Annotated in this window: 20 protein-coding genes; 9 read left to right on the top strand and 11 right to left on the bottom strand. The window is 62.7% G+C overall.

The window, feature by feature from the left end; genetic code table 11:
* Nucleotides 1-25 precede the first annotated feature (25 nt).
* From RAS12_RS01660 to RAS12_RS01615, 10 genes are all read right to left on the bottom strand, one after another.
* On the bottom strand, nt 26-994 hold the full coding sequence (locus RAS12_RS01660) for a FecR domain-containing protein (protein ID WP_306944763.1): 969 nt from the start codon (nt 992-994) through the stop codon (nt 26-28).
* Nucleotides 991-1,491: a sigma-70 family RNA polymerase sigma factor gene (locus RAS12_RS01655; protein ID WP_306944762.1), complete on the bottom strand. Its 501-nt coding sequence runs from the start codon at nt 1,489-1,491 to the stop codon at nt 991-993. The genes RAS12_RS01660 and RAS12_RS01655 overlap by 4 nt, the downstream gene beginning before the upstream one ends.
* Before the next feature lie 78 nt (nt 1,492-1,569).
* The gene (locus RAS12_RS01650; protein WP_306944761.1) at nt 1,570-2,541 is read right to left on the bottom strand and encodes a Bug family tripartite tricarboxylate transporter substrate binding protein; all 972 of its coding nucleotides are present in this window, start codon (nt 2,539-2,541) and stop codon (nt 1,570-1,572) included.
* A 160-nt stretch (nt 2,542-2,701) separates the two neighbouring features.
* Nucleotides 2,702-4,243, bottom strand: a complete 1,542-nt coding sequence (locus tag RAS12_RS01645; RefSeq protein WP_306944760.1) for a malonate--CoA ligase — start codon at nt 4,241-4,243, stop codon at nt 2,702-2,704.
* A 5-nt stretch (nt 4,244-4,248) separates the two neighbouring features.
* Entirely contained in the window at nt 4,249-5,040 is a 792-nt protein-coding gene (locus RAS12_RS01640; RefSeq protein WP_306944759.1) for an enoyl-CoA hydratase/isomerase family protein, read from the bottom strand.
* A 46-nt stretch (nt 5,041-5,086) separates the two neighbouring features.
* Nucleotides 5,087-6,403 (bottom strand): malonyl-CoA decarboxylase domain-containing protein, encoded by a 1,317-nt coding sequence (locus RAS12_RS01635; RefSeq protein WP_306944758.1) that lies wholly within the window; start codon nt 6,401-6,403, stop codon nt 5,087-5,089.
* Nucleotides 6,354-7,106, bottom strand: coding sequence for a GntR family transcriptional regulator (locus RAS12_RS01630; protein ID WP_306944757.1), 753 nt, complete (start codon nt 7,104-7,106; stop codon nt 6,354-6,356). The genes RAS12_RS01635 and RAS12_RS01630 overlap by 50 nt, the downstream gene beginning before the upstream one ends.
* A 136-nt stretch (nt 7,107-7,242) precedes the next feature.
* On the bottom strand, nt 7,243-8,013 hold the full coding sequence (locus tag RAS12_RS01625; RefSeq protein WP_306944756.1) for a class I SAM-dependent methyltransferase: 771 nt from the start codon (nt 8,011-8,013) through the stop codon (nt 7,243-7,245).
* A gap of 79 nt (nt 8,014-8,092) precedes the next feature.
* On the bottom strand, nt 8,093-9,274 hold the full coding sequence (gene bktB, locus RAS12_RS01620; protein ID WP_306944755.1) for a beta-ketothiolase BktB: 1,182 nt from the start codon (nt 9,272-9,274) through the stop codon (nt 8,093-8,095).
* Between the two features lie 54 nt (nt 9,275-9,328).
* Nucleotides 9,329-10,129, bottom strand: a complete 801-nt coding sequence (locus RAS12_RS01615; protein ID WP_306944754.1) for a crotonase/enoyl-CoA hydratase family protein — start codon at nt 10,127-10,129, stop codon at nt 9,329-9,331.
* A gap of 199 nt (nt 10,130-10,328) precedes the next feature.
* On the opposite strand from RAS12_RS01615, the gene RAS12_RS01610 reads away from it, so the two are divergent.
* The 4 genes from RAS12_RS01610 (at nt 10,329) to RAS12_RS01595 (ending at nt 14,061) form a co-directional block, all read left to right on the top strand.
* Nucleotides 10,329-11,477 carry an acyl-CoA dehydrogenase family protein gene (locus tag RAS12_RS01610; protein ID WP_306944753.1) on the top strand — a complete coding sequence of 383 codons (1,149 nt, stop codon included), beginning with the start codon at nt 10,329-10,331 and terminating at the stop codon, nt 11,475-11,477.
* A gap of 11 nt (nt 11,478-11,488) precedes the next feature.
* Nucleotides 11,489-12,493, top strand: coding sequence for an acyl-CoA dehydrogenase family protein (locus tag RAS12_RS01605; RefSeq protein ID WP_306944752.1), 1,005 nt, complete (start codon nt 11,489-11,491; stop codon nt 12,491-12,493).
* 90 nt (nt 12,494-12,583) lie between these two features.
* The gene (locus tag RAS12_RS01600; RefSeq protein ID WP_306944751.1) at nt 12,584-13,489 is read left to right on the top strand and encodes a LysR family transcriptional regulator; all 906 of its coding nucleotides are present in this window, start codon (nt 12,584-12,586) and stop codon (nt 13,487-13,489) included.
* A gap of 131 nt (nt 13,490-13,620) precedes the next feature.
* Nucleotides 13,621-14,061 (top strand): CBS domain-containing protein, encoded by a 441-nt coding sequence (locus RAS12_RS01595; RefSeq protein WP_306944750.1) that lies wholly within the window; start codon nt 13,621-13,623, stop codon nt 14,059-14,061.
* Between the two features lie 20 nt (nt 14,062-14,081).
* Here the strand turns inward: RAS12_RS01595 and RAS12_RS01590 are convergent, their stop codons facing one another.
* A complete protein-coding gene (locus RAS12_RS01590) occupies nt 14,082-14,846 on the bottom strand; it encodes a sulfite exporter TauE/SafE family protein (protein WP_306944749.1) in 765 nt (254 codons plus the stop codon).
* A gap of 228 nt (nt 14,847-15,074) precedes the next feature.
* On the opposite strand from RAS12_RS01590, the gene RAS12_RS01585 reads away from it, so the two are divergent.
* The 5 genes from RAS12_RS01585 to RAS12_RS01565 all read left to right on the top strand — a co-directional run bounded on the left by RAS12_RS01585 (nt 15,075) and on the right by RAS12_RS01565 (nt 21,075).
* Nucleotides 15,075-15,959 carry an FxLYD domain-containing protein gene (locus RAS12_RS01585; protein WP_306944748.1) on the top strand — a complete coding sequence of 295 codons (885 nt, stop codon included), beginning with the start codon at nt 15,075-15,077 and terminating at the stop codon, nt 15,957-15,959.
* Nucleotides 15,949-16,878, top strand: a complete 930-nt coding sequence (locus RAS12_RS01580; RefSeq protein ID WP_306944747.1) for an FxLYD domain-containing protein — start codon at nt 15,949-15,951, stop codon at nt 16,876-16,878. Before RAS12_RS01585 ends, RAS12_RS01580 begins: the two co-directional genes overlap by 11 nt.
* Before the next feature lie 263 nt (nt 16,879-17,141).
* Complete coding sequence (acnB, locus tag RAS12_RS01575; RefSeq protein WP_306944746.1) at nt 17,142-19,733, top strand: bifunctional aconitate hydratase 2/2-methylisocitrate dehydratase; 2,592 nt, start codon at nt 17,142-17,144, stop codon at nt 19,731-19,733.
* 247 nt (nt 19,734-19,980) lie between these two features.
* The gene (locus tag RAS12_RS01570; protein WP_306944745.1) at nt 19,981-20,580 is read left to right on the top strand and encodes a transglycosylase SLT domain-containing protein; all 600 of its coding nucleotides are present in this window, start codon (nt 19,981-19,983) and stop codon (nt 20,578-20,580) included.
* A 234-nt stretch (nt 20,581-20,814) separates the two neighbouring features.
* Nucleotides 20,815-21,075, top strand: coding sequence for a helix-turn-helix domain-containing protein (locus RAS12_RS01565; RefSeq protein WP_306944744.1), 261 nt, complete (start codon nt 20,815-20,817; stop codon nt 21,073-21,075).

Below are 21,075 nucleotides of genomic sequence, written 5' to 3'. Positions count from 1 at the left end.
TGACAGTGCCGATTGAATTTTTTTTCTAGGCGCGTGCCCGCAACACCACCCAGTAGCGCGTGTAGCGGTCGGCCCGCACGGGCAGCGCCCGTTCAATTGCGGCCAGAATCCGGTCGGTGTCACCCAAGGGAAACGAGCCTGAAATGCGCAGGCCTGCCACCGACGGATCGCAGACCAGCCGGCCCTTGCGGTAGCGGCCCAGTTCCTCGGCGAAAGCGTCCAGCCGCATCCCGTCGGCGTAAATCGCCCCCTGCACCCAATCATCCGCGTGCGGCGCTAACCGTATCGTTTGCACGGCCAGCGTATTGAAGTGCGTACCGCTGCCTGCCTGGACGATGCGCTCGGCGTCCTCGCCCCCCGCCGCCGGTTCGATCTTGACTGCGCCTTCGGTCACGGCGACCCAGCTCTCGCTTTCCAGCAAGCGCACGACAAAACGCGTGCCCAGCGCGGTGATCCGGCCCATGGGGGTTGCCACCACCAACGGCCGGGACGGCGTCTGCGGGTCCGCATGCGTTGCGACGTGCAGTTCGCCCTGGCGCAGCACGACGAGCCGCTGGATGGCGTCGAAACGCACGTCCACGGCGGTTCCGGTATTCAGGCTGAGTGTGCTGCCGTCGGTCATCGTGACATTGCGGCGTTCGCCCACCCCCGTGCAGAAATCCGCTGACCACGCCTTCCATGGCAGCGCCGCGGCCGTCAGTCCACCGGTGCCCAACACCAATGACAGCGCTTTCAACGCTTGGCGGCGGCCCCGCGACGGCACGCGGTCCAGGACAGACAATCCCGCCTGCGGCTCGACTTGCCCAAATTGGCGCCCCAGCATTTCAATGCGGTCCCAAGCCAGACGATGCAACGGGCTGGCGTTCACCCAGCGTTTACAGGCATCGTCATCCGCCGCAGTGGCCTCTTCGGCTCCCATCCGCACAAACCATTCACTGGCTTCGCGGATGACCGATGGCGGCAGTTCGCCCCGCCCGGCTGCGCGCCCGCTCACCAGCCCGCCAGACAATGTTGCATGGCCCGGGCCAGATACTGGCGCACCGAACTGACCGACACCTGCATGCGTTCGGCGATCTCGCCGTGGCGCAGCCCTTCCAACTGCGCCAGCAAGAACGCCTTGCGCACCTTGGGGGGCAACCCGTCCAGCAGCCGGTCGATTTCGACCAGCGCTTCCAGCGCCATGGCGCGGCGCTCCGGCGGGAGCGCAACCGCGTCTTCGACCAGGGCCAGGCTGTCCAGATACGCCCGTTCAATATCGCGCCGGCGGAACAGATTGACCATCAGGCCGTGCGCGATCGTCGTCAGATAGGCGCGCGGTTCGCGATACTGGCGCGCGTCGTCCTCGCGCACCAGCACTTTCAGATAGGTATCGTGGGTCAGATCCGCCGCGTCAAAGGGGCAACCCGTCTTCCGGCGCAGCCAATCGCGCAGCCAGGATTGATGCTGGATGTAGAGCCCCTCAATGGGCGCTGGGGAACCGATTTGACTCATGGCATTCGACGGACCGGATAGCAAACTTACTAATGATAACCATTATCAATAGTAATGGATATCCGGTCCGCGCATGCATCAATCCAGCGTGACGCCGGAATCCTTCACCACTTTTGCCCAACGAGCCACTTCGCTGTCGACGAACTTTCCGAAGTCCGCGCCCGTCAGCGCAGGCACCGCAGACCCGTTGCCAGCCCAGGTTTCCTTGAGCTTCGGCGTGTTCAGCGCCTTGGTGATCTCAACCGCCATCTTGTCGACGGCCGCCTGCGGCGTGCCAGCGGGCGCCCAGATGGCGTACCAGGTCGACACCACGTAATTCGGAACACCGGCTTCGGCGGCAGTTGGCACATCAGGCAGAGACTGCGAACGTTCGGTCGCCGCCACCGCCAAGGGCTTGATAACGCCAGCGCGGATATGTCCCGACGATGAACCCAGCCCATCAAACGCCAGATCAACCTGGCCCCCAATCAGCGCCGACAGCATGGGACCCGCGCCTTGATACGGCACATCCACCAGCTTGATGCCCGTCTGCATGGCAAAGAGTTCGCCAGCCAAATGGTGCGTGCTGCCCTTGCCGGCCGTGCCGAAGTTGATTTCTCCGGGGTGCTTCTTGGCGTAGTCAACGAACTCTTGCAGAGTCTTTACCGGCAGCTTGGCAGCGTTGATGACCACCACCTGCGGCGGCTGCGCCACCAGCGCAACAGGCACAAAGTCCTTCTGGATGTTGTAGTTCAGGCTTTTGTACAGCGACGGGGCCAGCGCATGATGCGCGCCACCCATGAAAAACGTGTAGCCGTCGGGTCTGGCCTTGGCGGCCACACCAGCGCCTACCGTGCCGCCTGCCCCGCCCTTGTTGTCGATCACCACCGTCTGGCCCAATTGCGTGGTCAGTTGCTGGGCCAGGGGACGAGCAAACGTATCCGTGCCGCCGCCAGCGGGGAACGGAACAATCAGCGTGATGGGACGCTCGGGCCATTCTGCGGCCGCGGCGCCGCCAAAACCCAGAGCTGCCACGGCGAATAAGGCTGCGGCGGTAGTGCGATATCTCATATTGTCTCCTCTTGCTGCATCATGGGGACGGCGCGGTTTTGTGCGTCTCGTCTCTTGAAATTTTTATTGAATGAAGCGTCAGGACCTGCGGTGCAATGTGGGGCGATAGGCTCCTTGAAAAAAAATGCCGGTCCCTCGGGACCGGCATGCGAACGAACGGTTATAGCGCCTGATAGGTTTCGCGCAGCACGTTCTTCTGCACTTTGCCCATGGTATTGCGCGGCAGTTGATCAATGATGTGCACGCGCTTGGGCACCTTGAAATTGGCAATCCGCGACTTCAGTTCAAGCTGCATCGCGGCGGCATCCAGCGACACGCCGTCCTTGGGAACCACAACCGCAACCACGGCTTCTCCGAAGTCAGGATGCGGTACGCCGATAACGGCAGACTCCGCCACGCCGGGCATGTCGTCAATCAACGTTTCGATTTCCTTCGGGTACACATTGAACCCGCCAGAAATGATCAGGTCCTTGCTGCGTCCCACAATCGACAGGTAGTCGGCCGGCACGTCGCGCCCGGCCGATTCTCCGCCCCAGCGGCCCACATCGCCCGTCTTGAACCAGCCGTCTTCGGTGAATTCTTCACGCGTCTTTTCCGGCATGCGCCAATAACCCGAAAACACATTGGGCCCGCGCACCTGCACGTTGCCGATTTCACCCGGCGCCAATGCAATGCCCGCGTCGTCGACAACCCGCACTTGCACGCCAGGCAAGGCCCGGCCGACGGTGCCGGCCAGGCGCTCGCCTTGGCTGGCGCTATAGGGATTGGACGTCAGCATGACGGTTTCACTCATGCCGTAGCGTTCCAGGATGGCGTGGCCGCTGCGCTTGTGGAAGTCCGAGAACGTTTCGGCCAACAAAGGCGCGGAACCGGAAATGAACAAACGCATGTTGGCGCAGACGCTGCTGTCAAAACGCGAATCCGCCAGCAAGCGCACGTAATACGTCGGCACGCCCATCATCACCGTGCTTTGCGGCAGGTAATGCAAAGCCAGATCAGCATCCAGCTTGGGCAGCCAGATCATCTTGGCGCCAGCCAACAGCGCGCCGTGGGACGCCACGAACAGCCCGTGCACGTGGAAGATGGGCAGCATATGCAGCAGCACATCGTCTTCACGCCAGCCCCAGTATTCATGCAGCACCCGCGCGTTGGCCGCCAGGTTGCCGTGCGACAACATTGCGCCCTTGCTGCGGCCGGTGGTGCCAGACGTGTACAGAATGGCCGCCAGATCATCAGGCTGCCGCGTCACGGTCGTAAACGTCTGCGGCAAAGTGCCAGCAGCGTCCAGCAGACTGCCTGTGCGGTCTTCATCCAGCGTGTACACGTGCGCGCAACCCGCGCGGTCAGCGGCGCGTTGTACCCAGTCGCGGTTTTTGCTGGCGCAAACCACCACCGCGGGTTCGGCATTGCCCAGGAAGTACTCGATCTCCGACTCGCGGTACGCGGTATTCAGCGGCAAATACACGAGCCCGGCGCGCAGGGTGGCCAGATACAGCAACAGCGCTTCGGGCGACTTTTCCACCTGCACGGCGACCCGTGACCCTGCGGGCAGGTCCAGCGACGTCAAGAGGTTGGCCAGGCAGGCCGTGGCGCGATCGATATCGTCCCAGGTGTATTCAAGGTCGGGCGTTTCCAGCGCGACTTTGCTGCGGTCCTTGGGAAAGCCGCCTTGCAGAACGGCGTATAGATTGGCGTTGCTCACCTTGGTCAGTCTCCGGAAAAAGTAGGGTCTACGCCGGCCAGGAAAGCGCGTACGCCCTCCTTGTGGTCCCGGCTTTCGGCATAGGAGAAATAATCCTGATACTCGTCCTCGGTCAAGGCGCCGCCTGTGGCGAGCCTTGCGGACAAGCGTTTATTGATGCGGGCGGCCAGCGGCGCGCCCTGCGTGATGCGTTCGGCGCTGCGCCGGACGGCGTCAGCCACCTGACCGTCCGCCACGATTCGCGTCAAGAGGCCCAGGCCGCGGGCCTCTTCGGCGTCAAAGACACGGCCTTCCAGAAGAATGGCCAACGTGGCCGCCCGCCCCGCCAGCGCCAGCAAGCCGCGCATTTCATCGGGCGCCATCGGAAATCCCAGGCGGTTGATCGGCACGCCAAAGCGCGCGGATGCGCCAGCGATACGCAAATCGCACTGGCTCGCAATTTCCAGCCCGCCGCCCACACATACGCCTTCAATCTGAGCGATCACCGGGTGAGGGCACGCGGCTACTGCCTGCAAGGCGGGTCCGAGCACGTCGCGGTGATAGCGCTGCACGCCGGCCATGTCACCGCGCTGTGCGGGAAACTCCCGGATATCCGCGCCAGCTGCAAAATTGCCGCCTTCACCGCGCACGATCACGCACCGCAGCGAGTCGTCGCGGGCGATGTCCGTGAACACCTCTTGCAATTCACGCCACATGCCCACTGTGATCGCGTTCAAGCGGCCCGGATGCGACAACGTCACCCACGCCCACGAGCCCTCGCGTTCCAGCCGCACACGGCCAGTCTGGTCTTGCGTCATGTCTCCTGCCCTTCTGTTTTTTTTGTCAGGCGCGCCTATGCGCGCATCAGGCCACGCGTCCCACGCCCCTGCTGACCTGGGGCTTGCCGTCTCCGAGCTTGGCCAGATTCGTGTCCAGTTCATCCAGCTCGTAGAGATAGTTGACCATCAGCGCGCAGGACTGCTTGAGCCCTTTGGGCGAAGTATCCGCCGCCCAATTCAGCCTCTCGATCCGGGCGCCGTTGCCCAAATGAAAGCGCGCTACCGCATCCAGCGGCAAACCGTTCTTCATGGACTGCAAATAGGTGGCAGCCAGCCGAAAACCCGCGCGCTTGACCACATCAGGCGCCTTGCCTTGCGCCGCGCTGGCCAACCGCGCAACCCAGCGCTGCCCGTCAGGCACGCCCGCCCGCTTGCGATCCTTGGTGCGCGATTTGTCTTCGCGCACAATGGCTTCCACGCCGTCGGCGTCCAGCTTGCCCAGCCAGTCTGAAAAACCCGGAATCGGCGAAAGGGTCGCAAAGGCCTTGAGCTTGGGTAATTCTTCAAGCAACTGCTCCACCACGCGCTTGAGCAGAAAGTTGCCAAAGCTGATGCCCTTCAAGCCCGGCTGCGTATTCGAGATGGAATAGAAGATCGCCCAGCGGGCGCGGTCCAGATCCTGCGGCGGCAAAGTGCTGTCCAGCAGCAGTTGCACGTTGTCCGCCATCTGGCTGGCAAACGCCACTTCCACAAAGATCAGCGGCACGCCCGGCATCTGCGGATGAAAGTACGCATAGCAGCGGCGGTCGGGCGACACGCGGCGGCGCAGGTCATCCCACGATTTGATCTCGTGGACGGCCTCGTAAAGAATCAGTTTTTCCAGCAACGAAGCCGGAGAATCCCAGGTCAACGGGCGCAGTTCCAGCAAGCCCACGTCGAACCACACGGACAGCAGCGCTTCCAGCTCCTTATCCAAGCCTTGTATGCCCGCCACCTGTTTGCGCCAGCGCAGCATGTCGGCGCGCAATTCCACCAGGAAGCGCAACCCTTGGGGCTGGGCATTGAAGCGCTTGAACAAGCGCGTGCCCTCGCCGCCGTCGGCCGCGTAAGTGGCCCGCACCTGCGCCAAGGCGGCCAGCATCAGCCGGCGGTCCTTGCCGTCTGCTGCGGTGTACTGTTCGCACCAGCGGCGCGCCAGCTTGTTGGCCGCCACGTCGGTCAGCCGTGCCTCGAACAAGCGCCGGACCTCGGACTCGCTGGGCAAACGCCCGCGATCCCACAAGCGACCCAAGCGGGTGATCAGGCTGGAACCTTCCGCCGCCGACGCCGCGTCGATCGGATCGGCGTCGGGCTCAGGCGTGCGTGCGCCGCGCGCGGGCGCGAGATTGGCGGGTATGGGCATGGGCAGGCTCCTCGATAACGATGGGATCGGACAACACCGGACCGGCGGCGTCTTCATTGGCCAACACGCGCAGCGCATCCAGCTGCCGCATTAAGTGGGTATGCGCCAGCGCTTGCGCGGCGTCGCTGTCGTGCGCTTTCAAGGCGGCGAAAATCGCCAGATGTTCGGCGCAGGACGCATGGATGCGGCCCGGCCGCGACAGACTGCGATGGCGCGACAAACTCAGCACCTTGCGCAGATTACCCACCATGTCCGTCAGCCATTGGTTGCCGGCCAAGGCCTGCACGGCTTCATGGATCAAGTAGTTTGTTTGGTAATAGGCGTCAATGCGGCCAGCTTTGGCGTGCCCTGCCAGGGCGGCATGCAAGGGTTCCAGCGCGGCCAGTTGCTCGTCGGTTGCCTTGCGGGCAGCCTCGTACGCGCAGCGCCCTTCCAGCATGGCCATCAGCGGAAAAATGTCTTCCAGGTCTTTGGCGGACAACTCGTTGACGAAGCAGCCGCGGCGCGGCTCCAGACGTACAAGACCCTCGGTAGCCAGCACCTTGAGCGCTTCACGCAAGGGCGTGCGGGAAATACCGAGCTCGCCGGCCAGCCGCAGTTCATCAATCCATTCGCCATTGCTCAGTGCACGCGCATGGATCATGCCACGCAGGCGATCCGCGACTTCCAGGTACAGCGCTTGGCGAACGATAGGCTGGCTCATGGCTCATGTAAGAACGGCGGAAGGTACGCCGTAATTCATAATTATGAATAAGCCATGATAAATCCGGGCGCGGAAAAAGGTAAACCCCCTGCGCCCCCGGACCTACCCTAATGAAAATCGCCCAATCGCAGCGGGCTTAGAAGTGAATCGTGCCGTCCACGGCGTGGCTGGTCAGCGCCCGCGCCCAACGGCGCGCTGGCAAGCCGTACTTGGCCTCGACGACTTCCGCCCGCGCCAGGAGTTCGGCCGGAGTGACCGCCAGGCGGGGGCCGGAAAAAGCCAGCACGATCTGGTTGCCCGCGTCGACTTCGGGCAGCAGCACCACCCGGTCATCAAACGCCTTGGACAGGTTGTCGATGTTCTTGGTGAAGCTCTCGTGACGGCCAAACAGGTTCACCGCCAGCACGCCCACGTCTCCCAGCACGCGGCGGCAGTCGCGGTAGAACTTGACGCTATCGCGAACCGGCCCCTCTGCCGACGCGTCGTACAGATCAACCATCAGCACCGGGCAGCGCCCGGCATTCATCGGGTCGGCCACCCAGACTCCGGCGTCAGCATGTTCGACTTCCAGCCGGTTCGACCCGGGCAGACGGAAGAACATATGGCAGGCCGCAGTCACGCGCGGGTTCCACTCCACGGCCAACAAGGAACTGCGCGTGTGCTTCACGCAAAACCGCACGAGCGACCCCGCACCCAGGCCCAGCATGCCAATGGCCTCTTCTTTGGGCGGTTCCAGAAACAGCAACCAGGCCATCATCTGGCCCGTATATTCCAGCACCAGCTCCGACGGATTCTTGACGCGCATGGCGCCTTGCACCCACTCGGTGTTGAAGTGCAGATAGCGCACGCCATCCGTTTCGGACAGGGTCGGCTGGTCGAGTTCAGAGGGAAAATTCGATTTATGCATGGCGGGATTGTAGGTCAGGCGTTCCGTACTACCCGGCCCGGTCAGGCCAGGCCGGCCGGAACACCTGCCGCCTGCGCGCTTAGATCCGCTCGAAGATCGCGGCGATACCCTGCCCGCCGCCGATGCACATCGTCACCAAGGCGTAGCGGCCGCCCACGCGTTGCAGTTCATGCAAAGCCTTGACGGTGATGATCGCGCCCGTCGCGCCAATAGGATGGCCCAAGCCGATGCCGCTGCCGTTCGGGTTGACCTTGGCCGGGTCCAGCTTCAGTTCACGCGCCACGGCGCAAGCCTGAGCCGCAAACGCCTCGTTAGCTTCGATCACGTCAAGCTGGTCCACGGTCAGACCGGCGCGCTTTAACGCCGCCTGCGTGGCCGGCACAGGGCCAATACCCATGATGGAAGGGTCCACGCCAGCGTGGGCATACGCCACCAGCCGGGCCAGCGGCTTGATTCCGCGCTTGGCGGCCACCGAGGCGTTCATCAGCACGACAGCGCCTGCGCCATCATTCAAACCGGAAGCGTTGCCGGCGGTGACGGTGCCGTTCTCTTTCTGAAAGACGGGTTTCAAGGCGCCCATCGTGTCGGCTGTGATGTCACGGCGCACGTGTTCGTCGGTATCGAACACGACTTCGCCCTTGCGCGTCTTCTGCACAACAGGAACGATCTGGTCCCGGAAGTAGCCCGCATCAATAGCAGCTGCCGCGCGGCGGTGCGACTCAACCGCCAGCGCATCCTGGTCCTGCCGGGTGATGCCAAATTTGGCCGCTACGTTTTCAGCAGTAACGCCCATATGCATGCGGCCAAACGGATCGGACAACGCGCCTGTCATCATGTCGAGCATGACGCTGTCGCCCATCCGGGCGCCCCAACGCTGCGACGGCACGATGTACGGCGCGCGGCTCATGCTTTCAGCGCCTGCGCCAATGGCGATCTCGGCATCGCCCAGCATGATAGTTTGCGCCGCGGACACAATCGCCTGCAAGCCGGAGCCGCACAGACGGTTGACGTTGAAAGCGGGCGTCTCTTTGGCGATGCCAGCGTTCATGGCAGCGACGCGCGACAGGTACATATCGCGCGGTTCGGTGTTGATGACATGGCCTACCGCCACATGGCCGACTTCATCGCCCGTGACGGTGGCGCGTTCCAGTGCTGCGCGGATGACGGTGGCGCCCAGATCGCACGGCGGCACATCTTTCAGCGCTCCGCCGAAATCGCCGATGGCGGTACGGACGGCGGCAGCGACGATGACTTCATTCATGGTGTTTCCTCCTTGTAATGCGCACCATCATACCGCCGCCCTCCTGCCCCCGGTTTAGCTCCCGGACTTGCGCGCAGCCTGTCGTGACACGAAGTTATCAACCGCCTCGGCGTGCGCCTGCGTCTTGTGCGCCAGCGCCTGATAAGCCGCCGACAATTCCAGCAAGACATCCAGGCGGGCGTGCTGGCTTTCGCGCAGAAGACGTTTGGTCAGACGGACGGCGTCCGGTGAATTTGCGGCCATGCGGCTGGCCAGCGCGTGCGCTGCGGGCAACAGCTCGGCCACGGGCACCACGCGCGACACCAGCCCCCAATCCAGCGCCGTGCCCGCATCGATGGCATCGCCCGTAAATGACATCTCGGCCGCTCGCGCCATGCCAATCAAGCGCGGCAAGAACCAGGCCCCGCCATCGCCCGGCACGAGACCCAGCTTGACGAAGCTCTCAGCAAAGGTCGCGCCTTCCGCCGCGATGCGCACATCGCACATGCAAGCCAGATCGCATCCCGCGCCAATGGCCGGGCCATTGACCGCCGCAATGGTCGGCACCTCCAGCGCGTGCAAGGCGAGTGGCAGCCGCTGAATGCCATGGCGGTATTCCTGCCGCAATGCCGCGCTGCCCACCTCGGGGCCGATCTGGCGCTGCATATCGTTGATATTGCCGCCCGACGAAAACACCTTGCCCGCGGCTGTGATGATCAGCACACGCACGCCGGAGTCCCGTTCGATGCGGGTGAACGCGGCCAGCAACTGATCCACCATCAGACTGCCCGTCAGCGCATTGCGTGTCTTGGGGTCATCCAATGTCAGCGTGACTACCCCGTCCGCACTTTGCTCGTAATGCACCAGCTCCGTCATGACATGCTCCTGGATTTGTCGTTCGCGAGAAGGGGCAGCGTAGGCATGCTGGCACACGGCGTCTAATACTATTTTTTACGCTGGCGATACGAAAACCGTATCGATAATCACCAAAATAATATTGGACCGCTTTCGGCACACGCTTGATAGTGGCGGCGGGCGCCTTCGCCGTCGGGCGCCAACCTCCACCGGAGCGCCCATGATCGATACGCTGGAACTTACCGCCATTCCTCCCGAGGATGAAGCCTTGCGCGCCGACGTGCGCGCCTTTCTGGCAGACACCTTGGACGGTTTGGAACCTGATGAACGCGCGCGCTCCTGGATGGGCTTTGACGCAGCTTTCAGCCGTCAGCTGGCCGAACGGGGCTGGCTGGGCCTGACGTTGCCCCGCGAACATGGCGGCGCGGCACGCGGTCATTTCGCCCGCTTTGTGCTGTCTGAAGAACTGCTGGGAGCCGGCGCACCCGTATCAGCGCATTGGATCGCTGACCGCCAAAGCGCGCCCCTGATCTTGAAATACGGCACTCCCGCGCAACGGGCGTTTTACCTGCCCCGCATCTGCCGCGCCGACGCCTTTTTCTGCATAGGCATGAGCGAACCCGGCTCCGGCTCGGACCTGGCCAGTATCCGCAGCCGAGCGACGCAAGTGGCGGGCGGCTGGCGCTTGAACGGCAGCAAAGTCTGGACGACCAACGCGCACCGGTCCCACTACATGATTGCCCTTGTCCGCACCTCTGGAACCGCAGAAGACCGGCACCAGGGCCTGTCACAGCTGATCGTGGACCTATCGCTGCCCGGCGTCTCGATCCGCCCTATCCAGGACCTGACAGGCGACTCCCATTTTTCGGAGGTGTTCTTTGACAATGTGGAGGTGGCCGAAGACGCGCTGATCGGCGCGGAAGGCGCAGGCTGGGCACAGGTGAATGCCGAATTGGCATTTGAACGCAGCGGACCCGAACGCCTGTATTCCAGCATTGCGCTGCTGGAATGCTGGCTGACGCATTGTCGAAGCGAGTCCGACGATGCGAGCAACAGGGCCGTACTGGGCAGCATCCTGTCGCAGATGGCGGTGCTGCGCGCCATGTCGCTGGCGGTTGCAGGCAAGCTGGCTGCGGGCGGCAGTCCGGCCACCGAGGCCGCGCTGGTCAAAGACTTGGGCACTGAGCTTGAACAAGCCCTGCCGCGTCTGATCGGCGATGCGCTGGGACGCCGCCCAGACGTTCCCCCTCCGCTGCCGCTATTGCGCACTCTGGCCTATCTGGAGCAGGTAGGCCCCACGTTTTCATTGCGTGGCGGCACGCGGGAAATCCTGCGCGGCATCATCGCCCGCGGCCTTGGCCTTCGATAAGGACGATCACCATGGACCAAATTTTTGCTGATGCCGCCGAACGCCTTTTTGCCCAAACCTGCACGCCGCAACTCATCCGAGACGCCGAACAAAGCCACGCGCCGCTTGCTGCCTGGCAGGCTTGCGAAGACGCGGGTTTTGCCGATGCGCTGGTGCCCGAATCTGACGCAGGCGCCGGGCTGACTCTGGCCGACACGCTGCCGGTGGTGCTGGCGGCTGGCCGTCACCTGTGCCCCTACCCCATCGCCCACACCTTGCTCGCCCGTGCCTGGCTCAACCGGGCACGCCGCCCGCAAACAACAGGGTCCATTGCGCTGGCACCGGTAGGCTTGACGATCCAGAACCAGCGCATCACAGGTGTCAACGTGCCCTGGGTTCGCGTTGCTGATTACGTGTTGGCGCAGATTGCCGGGCAAGCGTGGCTGTTGCCCACTCAGGCCGCCTGCATTCAACCCAATGGCGTCCACGGCAGCCTGGACGGCGAGGCATCATGGGCGCTTGCCGATGCTGAATGCATCAGCCTGAGCACACCATTGGACGCCCTGGCCGCGGCAGCCTATGCAGGCCTGATTGCAGGCGCTATGGACCGGGTGCTGGCGATGACGCTGGACTATGCCAACCAGCGCGTGCAATTCGGCAAACCGATAGGCCGGTTTCAGGCCGTGCAGCAACAGATCAGTGTGATGGCAGAACACGTCTGGGCCGCCCGCATGGCGGCGCAGCTGGCCTTCCAGGGCCGCGATGGCCAGCCGCAACCGCAGTTGGCCGCCTTGGGCAAGGCCCGCGCCAGCCAGGCCGCGCCACTGGTGGCCGATATTGCGCATGCCGTGCATGGCGCCATCGGCGTGACTGAGGAATACGACTTGCAGCTCTACACCCGGCGGCTGCGCGAATGGCGTCTGGCTGGCGGGTCTGAGTCGTACTGGCACGAACGCATTGGCGCGCACGCGCTGGCAAGCGGCACGGATGCGCTGGGTTATCTGCGTTGCGCGCTTTACAGCAAGGAGTCGGGATAAGCGCAAATCCGCGCCGAAGGGATTGCACGGATGCCCGGATCGGCACGGCCGCCGTATCATCCCCGGCAACCACCGCCTTGGGCAGCCGTTATGGATCTACGCCATCTTCAGCAATTTCTGGTTCTGGCCGATACGCTGAACTTTCACCGCGCCGCGGAAAAGCTGCACATGTCGCAACCGCCGCTGTCGGTATCGATACGCAAACTTGAAGAGAGCGTGGGCGTGCCGCTGTTCATCCGAGGCCGGCAGGGCGTCAAGCTGACCGAAGCCGGCCGGGCAGCACTGGACGAAGCGCGGCGCGCACTGTTCCATGCCGAACAATTCCGCCTGGCAGCGCGGGCGGGCGCTGCCGGAGAAGCAGGCACTGTGCGCATCGGCTTTGTAGGCTCCGCCACTCACGGAATCCTGCCCCGTATCCTGCCCTTGTTCCGCCAGCGCCATCCGGGCGTCACCGTGGAACTGCGCGAGGCAACGTCAATACGCATCATGCAGGATTTGGCCGAAGACGCGTTGGAAGTCGGCATCGTGCGCGTGCCTGTGGCGATGGGATCAAAGCTGCGGCTGGCTTCGCTTACCACCGAGAACTTTGCGCTAGCCGTGCCGAAGACGCACCCGCTGGCGCGCCGCGCCCGCATCCGTCTGGCGGATCTGGCGGACGAAGCGTTCATCATGTACACCGCCACTGAAGCGGCGGGGCTAAGGATGGCTGCGATCAATGCCTGCCAATTGCGCGGCTTTACACCTCGCATCACGCAAGAAGCGGTGCAAGTGCAGACGCTGTTGAGTCTGGTGGAAAGCGGGCTGGGCGTTGCTCTGGTGCCGGCTAGCGGACGGCGTCATCCCGGGACCAACGTCGTCTACAAGGCGCTGGCCGACTTTCCCGCCGACGCCTCTATCGGCATTTCGCTGGCGTGGAATCCAGATACGGAACGTAGCGCTGCACGCAATCTGCGCGAGATCACGAGCCACGCATTCCGCGACAAGACTGCTAAATAAGTCCGTCGCGCTTGCGGCAAGGTGGCCAGCAGGCTTAGGATGGAGCATGGTTGTGCCGCAACAAGCCGCCAGACAGAGGGTGCGACGCGCGATCGGTGTTTAAAACCTTGCCAGCGATTCGGGAGCACATCGTGAAGACAGTTGCTGAGATTCTTAGAGAAAAGCCGAACAATTCCGTCGTTACGGTGACGCCGGACTCATCGGTTTTCGATGCCATCAAAACCATGGCCGAGCGCGGCATCGGCGCCGTGGTGGTCGTAGAAGGCGATACCGTTCTGGGCATGCTTTCTGAGCGCGACTATGCCCGCAAAATCGTCCTGCAGGACCGCTCCTCGCGCAGCACCAAAGTGCGCGACATCATGACCGATTCTGTCTATTACGTTGGCCCGTCCGACACTCGCGAACACTGTATGGCGATGATGACCGAGCGGCATTTCCGCCACCTTCCTGTCATCGAAAATGAAAAACTGATCGGCTTGCTATCCATTGGCGATTTGGTCAAGGACGTCATGAGCGAGCAAAAATTCATCATCCACGAACTGGAACGCTACATCAGCGGCGGCCACGTCTAAGCGCTACGCCGGACTGGCGGCTAACCCGCCGCCAGTATCCGCGCAGCTGGCACGATCAGGCCCAGGCCGGCCGCCAGCAGCAGCACAAACACCATGCGCTTGACGGTCTTCATCGAGTCAGCCGAGCTGTAGCGGCGCGCCGCCCAGGTCACGCCGATCACAACCGGCAGCGCCTGCGCGCTCAACCAGAACGACGTGGCCATGAACGCGCCCTGGCCCGTGACCAACGTCAGGCGCACCACGGCGTTCAGCGAAAACAGCACAAGCAGGCTATTACGGATCGACGCCAGCGGCAAAGGCTGCCGATACAGGTGGTACACCATGGGCGGTCCCGCACTGGAAAACAACCCGCCCAGCACGCCCGACACGCTGCCGAAAATGACAAATGACACGCGGGAAGACAGGCGCTCCAACGGCTTCGCGCGCGCCACCAGTAGCACGGCGCAGGCCAGAATCGTGATACCCAACAGCAATTGCAATAACACCGTCATGGACCCGCTGATCCACGTCAGGGCGGCAACGCCTACTCCCACTCCCGCCAGGCTGGCAATCATGGCAGGCCGCATCAGCGTCCAGTTCACTTGAGGCTTGGCGCGCGCCAGCGTGACGGCGGCATTCACCAGCGACAACACGCTGACCACATTGGCCACTTCGGCAACGGAAGCCAGCTGGAATACCCCGGACAGGCCCAGCAACACCAGACCGAATGCAAAACCCGTCATGGTTTGGGCATAGGTGGCAAGCGCCACGCAGGCCAGAAATAGCAAGTGTTGAGTAATACTCATACGGCAGGGGAATCTTGAATCGCGGCGATGATAGCACCGGCTTTCTTATGCCCTGCCCGTCGCCTGACAAACGCCTTGCGCACATATCTTGTCACAATCAGAAGCGCTCATGAACCATGCCTGGAGCGCCCTGCCGCTATTCTTGCCGCCCTGTAAGCCCCGTTACGCCTAGTCTGTTTCCACGCCATCCGGGCGTGGCTAGCGGCCAGGCGCGTCTGACCCGCGAGAATGACTCCCAAACAGACCACGATCAACACGGTGACGCTGACCTGCTCAACATGCGGCAGCGCTCAATTCACCAAATTGGCCACCAACGAATACCGGTGCAATCACTGCCAGGCCATGACGCTGGTGGAAGACGACGTTGCCCAGCGCCTGGAAAAAATCCTGCGCGGCATGCAGCAGCCGGCCAGCACGGTGCCGGTGAAACCTACGGTCATCACGGCGATTGTCGTCGGCGTGGTGGCGGCTGCCGTGATCTCGCTGACGGCCATTTTCAATTCAGGCAGTTCGTCCCCGCCCCGGCGTCTCACACCCGTTGAGCCGCCGATTGACGCGTCACTTGTGAAATTGACGGATATCCGCGAAATACAAACGCGCAGCCGCAAGCAGCTGATCATGATGGTGCGCAACGAAACCGGCAGGAAGATCGACGCGCCCCGAATCACGGCGACCTTCTATCAGGACGACCTGACTCTGGGATCGTCATATGACTCGCCCTCGGTCCGGTCGCTGCAACCCGGCGAGTACGCGCCGGTGCGGATCAACGTCACCGACAAGGCCTACACCCGCTACACGCTGCAAGTCGCCACGCCGTCCGCCGCCCGCGGCAAAAATAACGATGTGGCAGCCAGCAAGGTCCAACTGGTCAAAAACGATGGGTCTTACCGCCTGATCGGACTGGTAAAGAACCAGGGCGCGGCTACGGCCAACAGCACCCAGATCAGCGTCATGTTGTATGGCGAGGACGGCGCCCTGATTGGCACGGGCAATGGGTATGCCTCTGCCGGCGCGCTGGCGCCCGGCGCGCTGACCTCCTTTGATGTGAGCTGCGAGATGCTGAACGAGAGCCGCGTCGCCTCCTACGATTACATGGTGCAAAGTGAAAGCTGATCGTCCTGGCTCCAAACCGCTGGCCTGGCCCGCCAAAGCCGCCCTTGTGCTGGTAATACTGGCGGCTGCGGGTTTTGCCGCCGCCAAATACACAGGGCTGCTGTCCGCCCTTAATCTCAGCACCTCGCCCGACCTGCCGGCGCGGGCGGCGGACGCCCAGCCGTCAGCCGCCGCCCAGGCGCAGGCCCCAAAAGATCCCGCCCAGGCCAGCCGCATCATCCGCGTCAACCCGGCCGAGACCCGGGTCATTGACAATGTGCGCCTGTCCACTGCGGAGCTACTTGATCCGGCTTTTGCCCTGTTTGACCCCAAGAACCTCAAGTTATCCGCCCCGCGCCGGTTGCTCGACGAAATCGAGCGCCCGGTCTTGTATGCCGAGCTGGTCAATAACAGTGATAGCTATGTCGCGTTGTCGCCTAGGGCCGAGATCTCCGTGTTCGACGGGTCGCGCAAGCTGAATCTGCGTCAGAACTGGAGCTTGCCCACCCATCTGTACCCCGGGGAGCGGGTGCCCGTGGCCCTGACGGGTGGTGACTTTGACCGCTTTACCGAGGTCAAAACGGATTGGCTGCCCGCCAAGCGGGCCGCCCTTCCCGGCCCCCGGCCCAAACTGGCCGTGACGGTGGAAAACACCGAGGCCGCAATCGGCACCGGCACCCTGAATTTCACGTATCGCTACCGTTACAAGTACGTCACCGTGCATGGCCGAGTGCGTAACGACGATAAGGCGGAGGTGGGCGAGGTTCGCGTGTGGGTCAGCCTGTATGACGCGCAGGACAAATTGTCCGGCGCCAGCTTCCAAGAACTCAGGCTGCCCAAGCTCCAACCCGGTGAAAGCGCGCCATTCGAGCTCAACGTCAAACAATATGGCGGAAATTTCGCCAAAGTGGGCGTGGTGTACGACGCCAAACCGCTGTAGGCATCGCCGACCCAACCCAGGCTTTGGCCCGCAGCCCCTTTGGGATCGCTTCCAGCATGGGCGGAGAATGACCCAGCAGGCGGCCTCGACGGCCGCCTTTTCCGTGGCCGCCGCCCTGCACTTCAAGCGCCGCCGTCGCCCGTAAGCAACAGCTATCGACCCAAGTCTTATATAAGATATAAGACATTTGCTTGCCGCCCCCACTTGCTTCTACAATTCCGGCCAACAACCCTTCTTCCAACCCGACTTTGAGCAGGCCTCACATGCTGGATAACTACCGCCAACACGTCGCCGAACGCGCAGCCCTGGGAATTCCCCCGCTGCCCCTTACGGCCAAACAAACCGCTGAACTGATCGAACTGCTGAAGAACCCGCCCGCTGGCGAGGAGCAGAATCTGGTCGAACTGCTGACCCACCGCGTGCCGGCTGGCGTGGATGACGCCGCCAAGGTCAAGGCGTCCTACCTGGCCGCTGTGGCGCTGGGCAAGGAAGCTTGTGCGCTGATCAGCCGTGCCAAGGCGACGCAACTGCTGGGCACGATGCTCGGCGGCTACAACATTGGCCCGCTGGTCGACCTGCTGGACGATGCTGAAATCGGCACGATCGCCGCCGATGCGCTGAAAAAGACCCTGTTGATGTTTGACGCCTTCCACGACGTGAAGGAAAAGGCCGACAAGGGCAACGCCAACGCCAAGTCCGTGCTGCAAAGCTGGGCCGACGCCGAATGGTTCACCAGCCGCCCGGAACTGCCGGAAAGCCTGACCATCACGGTCTTCAAGGTGCCTGGCGAAACCAACACCGACGACCTGTCGCCCGCCCCGGACGCCACGACCCGCCCCGACATCCCGATGCACGCCCTGGCGATGCTGAAGAACAAGCGCGACGGCGCTGCGTTCGAACCGGAAGAAGACGGCAAGCGCGGTCCGATCAAGTTCATCGAATCGCTGAAAGACAAGGGTCACCTGGTCGCCTACGTGGGTGACGTGGTCGGCACGGGTTCGTCGCGCAAGTCGGCAACCAACTCGGTGCTGTGGTTCACGGGCGAAGACATCCCCTTCGTGCCGAACAAGCGCTTTGGCGGCGTGTGCCTGGGCAACAAGATTGCCCCGATCTTCTACAACACGATGGAAGACGCTGGCGCCCTGCCGATCGAACTCGACGTTTCCCAAATGGAAATGGGCGACGTGGTTGAACTGCGTCCGTACGATGGCAAAGCCCTCAAGAACGGCGAAGTCATCGCCGAATTTGAAGTGAAGTCCGACGTGCTGTTCGACGAAGTGCGCGCCGGCGGCCGCATTCCGCTGATCATCGGCCGCGGCCTGACGGCCAAGGCGCGTGAAGCCCTGGGCCTGCCCGCATCCACGCTGTTCCGTCTGCCGAAGGACCCGGTTGATTCGGGCAAGGGTTTCACCCTGGCCCAGAAGATGGTCGGCCGCGCATGTGGCCTGCCGGAAGGCAAGGGCGTGCGCCCGGGCACCTACTGCGAACCGAAGATGACCTCGGTCGGCAGCCAGGACACCACCGGCCCCATGACCCGCGACGAATTGAAGGACCTGGCTTGCCTGGGCTTCTCGGCCGATCTGGTGATGCAGTCGTTCTGCCACACTGCCGCCTACCCGAAGCCCGTGGACGTCAAGACGCACCACACGCTGCCGGAATTCATCAGCACCCGTGGCGGCGTGTCGCTGCGTCCGGGTGACGGTGTGATCCACTCGTGGCTGAACCGCATGCTGTTGCCCGACACCGTCGGCACCGGCGGCGATTCGCACACCCGTTTCCCCATCGGCATCTCGTTCCCGGCCGGTTCGGGCCTGGTCGCCTTTGCCGCCGCCACGGGTGTGATGCCCCTGGACATGCCGGAATCGGTGCTGGTCCGCTTCAAGGGCAAGCTGCAACCTGGCGTGACGCTGCGCGATCTGGTCAACGCCATCCCGCTGTACGCCATCAAGCAAGGCATGCTGACGGTTGCCAAGCAAGGCAAGCAGAACATCTTCTCGGGCCGCATCCTGGAAATCGAAGGCTTGCCGGACCTGAAGGTCGAACAGGCTTTCGAACTGTCGGACGCGTCCGCTGAACGTTCGGCCGCCGGCTGCTCGGTGCACCTGAACAAAGAACCGATCATCGAATACATCAACAGCAACATCGTGATGTTGAAGTGGATGATCGCCAACGGCTACGAAGACGAGCGCACCCTGGGCCGCCGCATCAAGGCCATGGAAGCCTGGCTGGCCAATCCCCAGCTGCTGGCCCCGGATGCCGACGCCGAATACGCCGCCATCATTGACATCGACCTGGCCGACGTGCATGAGCCCATCGTGGCCTGCCCGAACGACCCGGACGACGTCAAGACGTTGTCGGAAGTTGCTGGCGCCAAGATCGACGAAGTGTTCATCGGCAGCTGCATGACCAACATCGGCCACTTCCGCGCAGCGTCCAAGCTGTTGGAAGGCAAGCGCGACATCCCGGTCAAGCTGTGGGTTGCCCCGCCGACCAAGATGGACGCTACGCAACTGACCGAAGAAGGCCACTACGGCGTATTCGGCACTGCCGGCGCCCGTACGGAAATGCCGGGCTGCTCGCTGTGCATGGGTAACCAGGCACAAGTGCGCGAAGGCGCAACCGTCATGTCGACCAGCACCCGTAACTTCCCCAACCGTTTGGGCAAGAACACGAACGTGTACCTGGGTTCGGCTGAACTGGCCGCCATCTGCTCGAAGCTGGGCCGTATTCCGACCAAGGACGAGTACATGGCCGATATGGGCGTCATTACCAAGAACGGCGACCAGATCTATCAATACCTGAACTTCGACAAGATCGCGGACTACAAGGACGTGGCGGACGTGATCGAGGTCTGATCGCACTCGCCAGGCTTTTTAGTCTGACAGCGGCCCCGGAGCGATCCGGGGCCGTTTTTGCTTGTGCGTTCGGTGGTGGTCTTGCTCGTGAACGAAAGCGCGCTGCTCACGCTGTTGAGCCTGGCCATTTCAGGGGACGGAACTTTTCTACCGATACGTTTTCATACAATCGCGGTAACGTGTGATACACGCCCCTTGTGGCGCGGCATCCCTGCCGCCCCAGCCCCCCTCAGGAGGAAGACTGCCAATGACCCGGCTTTTGCTGCCGCCAATGCTGCTTTTGGCGCTTGCCGGTTGCGCCACGGCGCCGCCATCCAACCCCGAGAACATTTGCGCAATCTTCCGAGAAAAGCCGGATTGGCACGACGCCGCCCTGAAGGTGCAAAAGAAATGGGGCGCCCCCGTGCCCGTGCCGATGGCCATGATGTACCAGGAGTCGTCCTTCAAACAGGACGCCGTGCCGCCGCGCTACTACTTCTTGGGCATCATCCCCTGGGGCCGCGTCAGTTCGGCCTATGGGTACGCGCAGGCCAAGGATGAAACCTGGGCTGATTACAAAACCGACGCAGGCGGCTGGGGCTCCAGCCGCGACAACTTCGCGGATGCGCTGGACTTCATGGGCTGGTACATGAGCAAGAGCCAGCGCATCAACGGTATTTCCAAGTGGGACGCCTACGGCCAATACCTGAACTATCACGAGGGCTGGACCGGCTACCGCAACCGCAGCTACGACCGCAAGGCATGGTTGAAAACCGTGTCGCAAAAAGTGCAGGCGCGCGCGGAGAAGTTCACGGCGCAGTACAAGAGTTGCGAGAAGGATCTGACGCGAGGGGGATGGTTCTGGTAGGTGTTGGCCAGATCGAGCATTCACGCCGAGGCGGAGAGCGTCCACGCCGCGCGCGACGCAGTCGAGCACAGCATCGTGTTCGGAATAGCCCGCGGTCGACCGGAGCTTTTACAATACTTGTGTTGTAGAACAAAAATACAATCTCTGCTATGTATTGTAGATTTACAATTTAACTTGAGTATTTTCGTTTTACTCACTATAACTTGTATAGTAGAAATACAATATGAGACTTGTATGCTCGACTTCACCGTCCGCACTGCGGAGCAGCTTCCGGCCCTGCTCCATGCTTTTCGCAAACAGGCCGGCCTGACACAGGCCGATACCGCCATGCGACTGGGTGTCAGCCAGCAGGCCTTGTCGAATCTCGAGCGCCATGCCGACAAGGTCAGCGCCGACCGCCTGCTGGAGCTCCTGAGCATCCTGGGCGTCGAGCTCGTGCTGCGCAAGACCAGCCAATCGCCGTCGCCCAAGGCGTCGGCTGGCCCGAGCTGGTGA

The sequence above is a fragment of the Achromobacter seleniivolatilans genome (assembly GCF_030864005.1).
Classification (GTDB): Bacteria; Pseudomonadota; Gammaproteobacteria; order Burkholderiales; family Burkholderiaceae_B; genus Achromobacter; species Achromobacter seleniivolatilans.
Note: the sequence above shows the minus strand (reverse complement) of the source record. Positions and strands in the feature narration are given on the sequence as shown.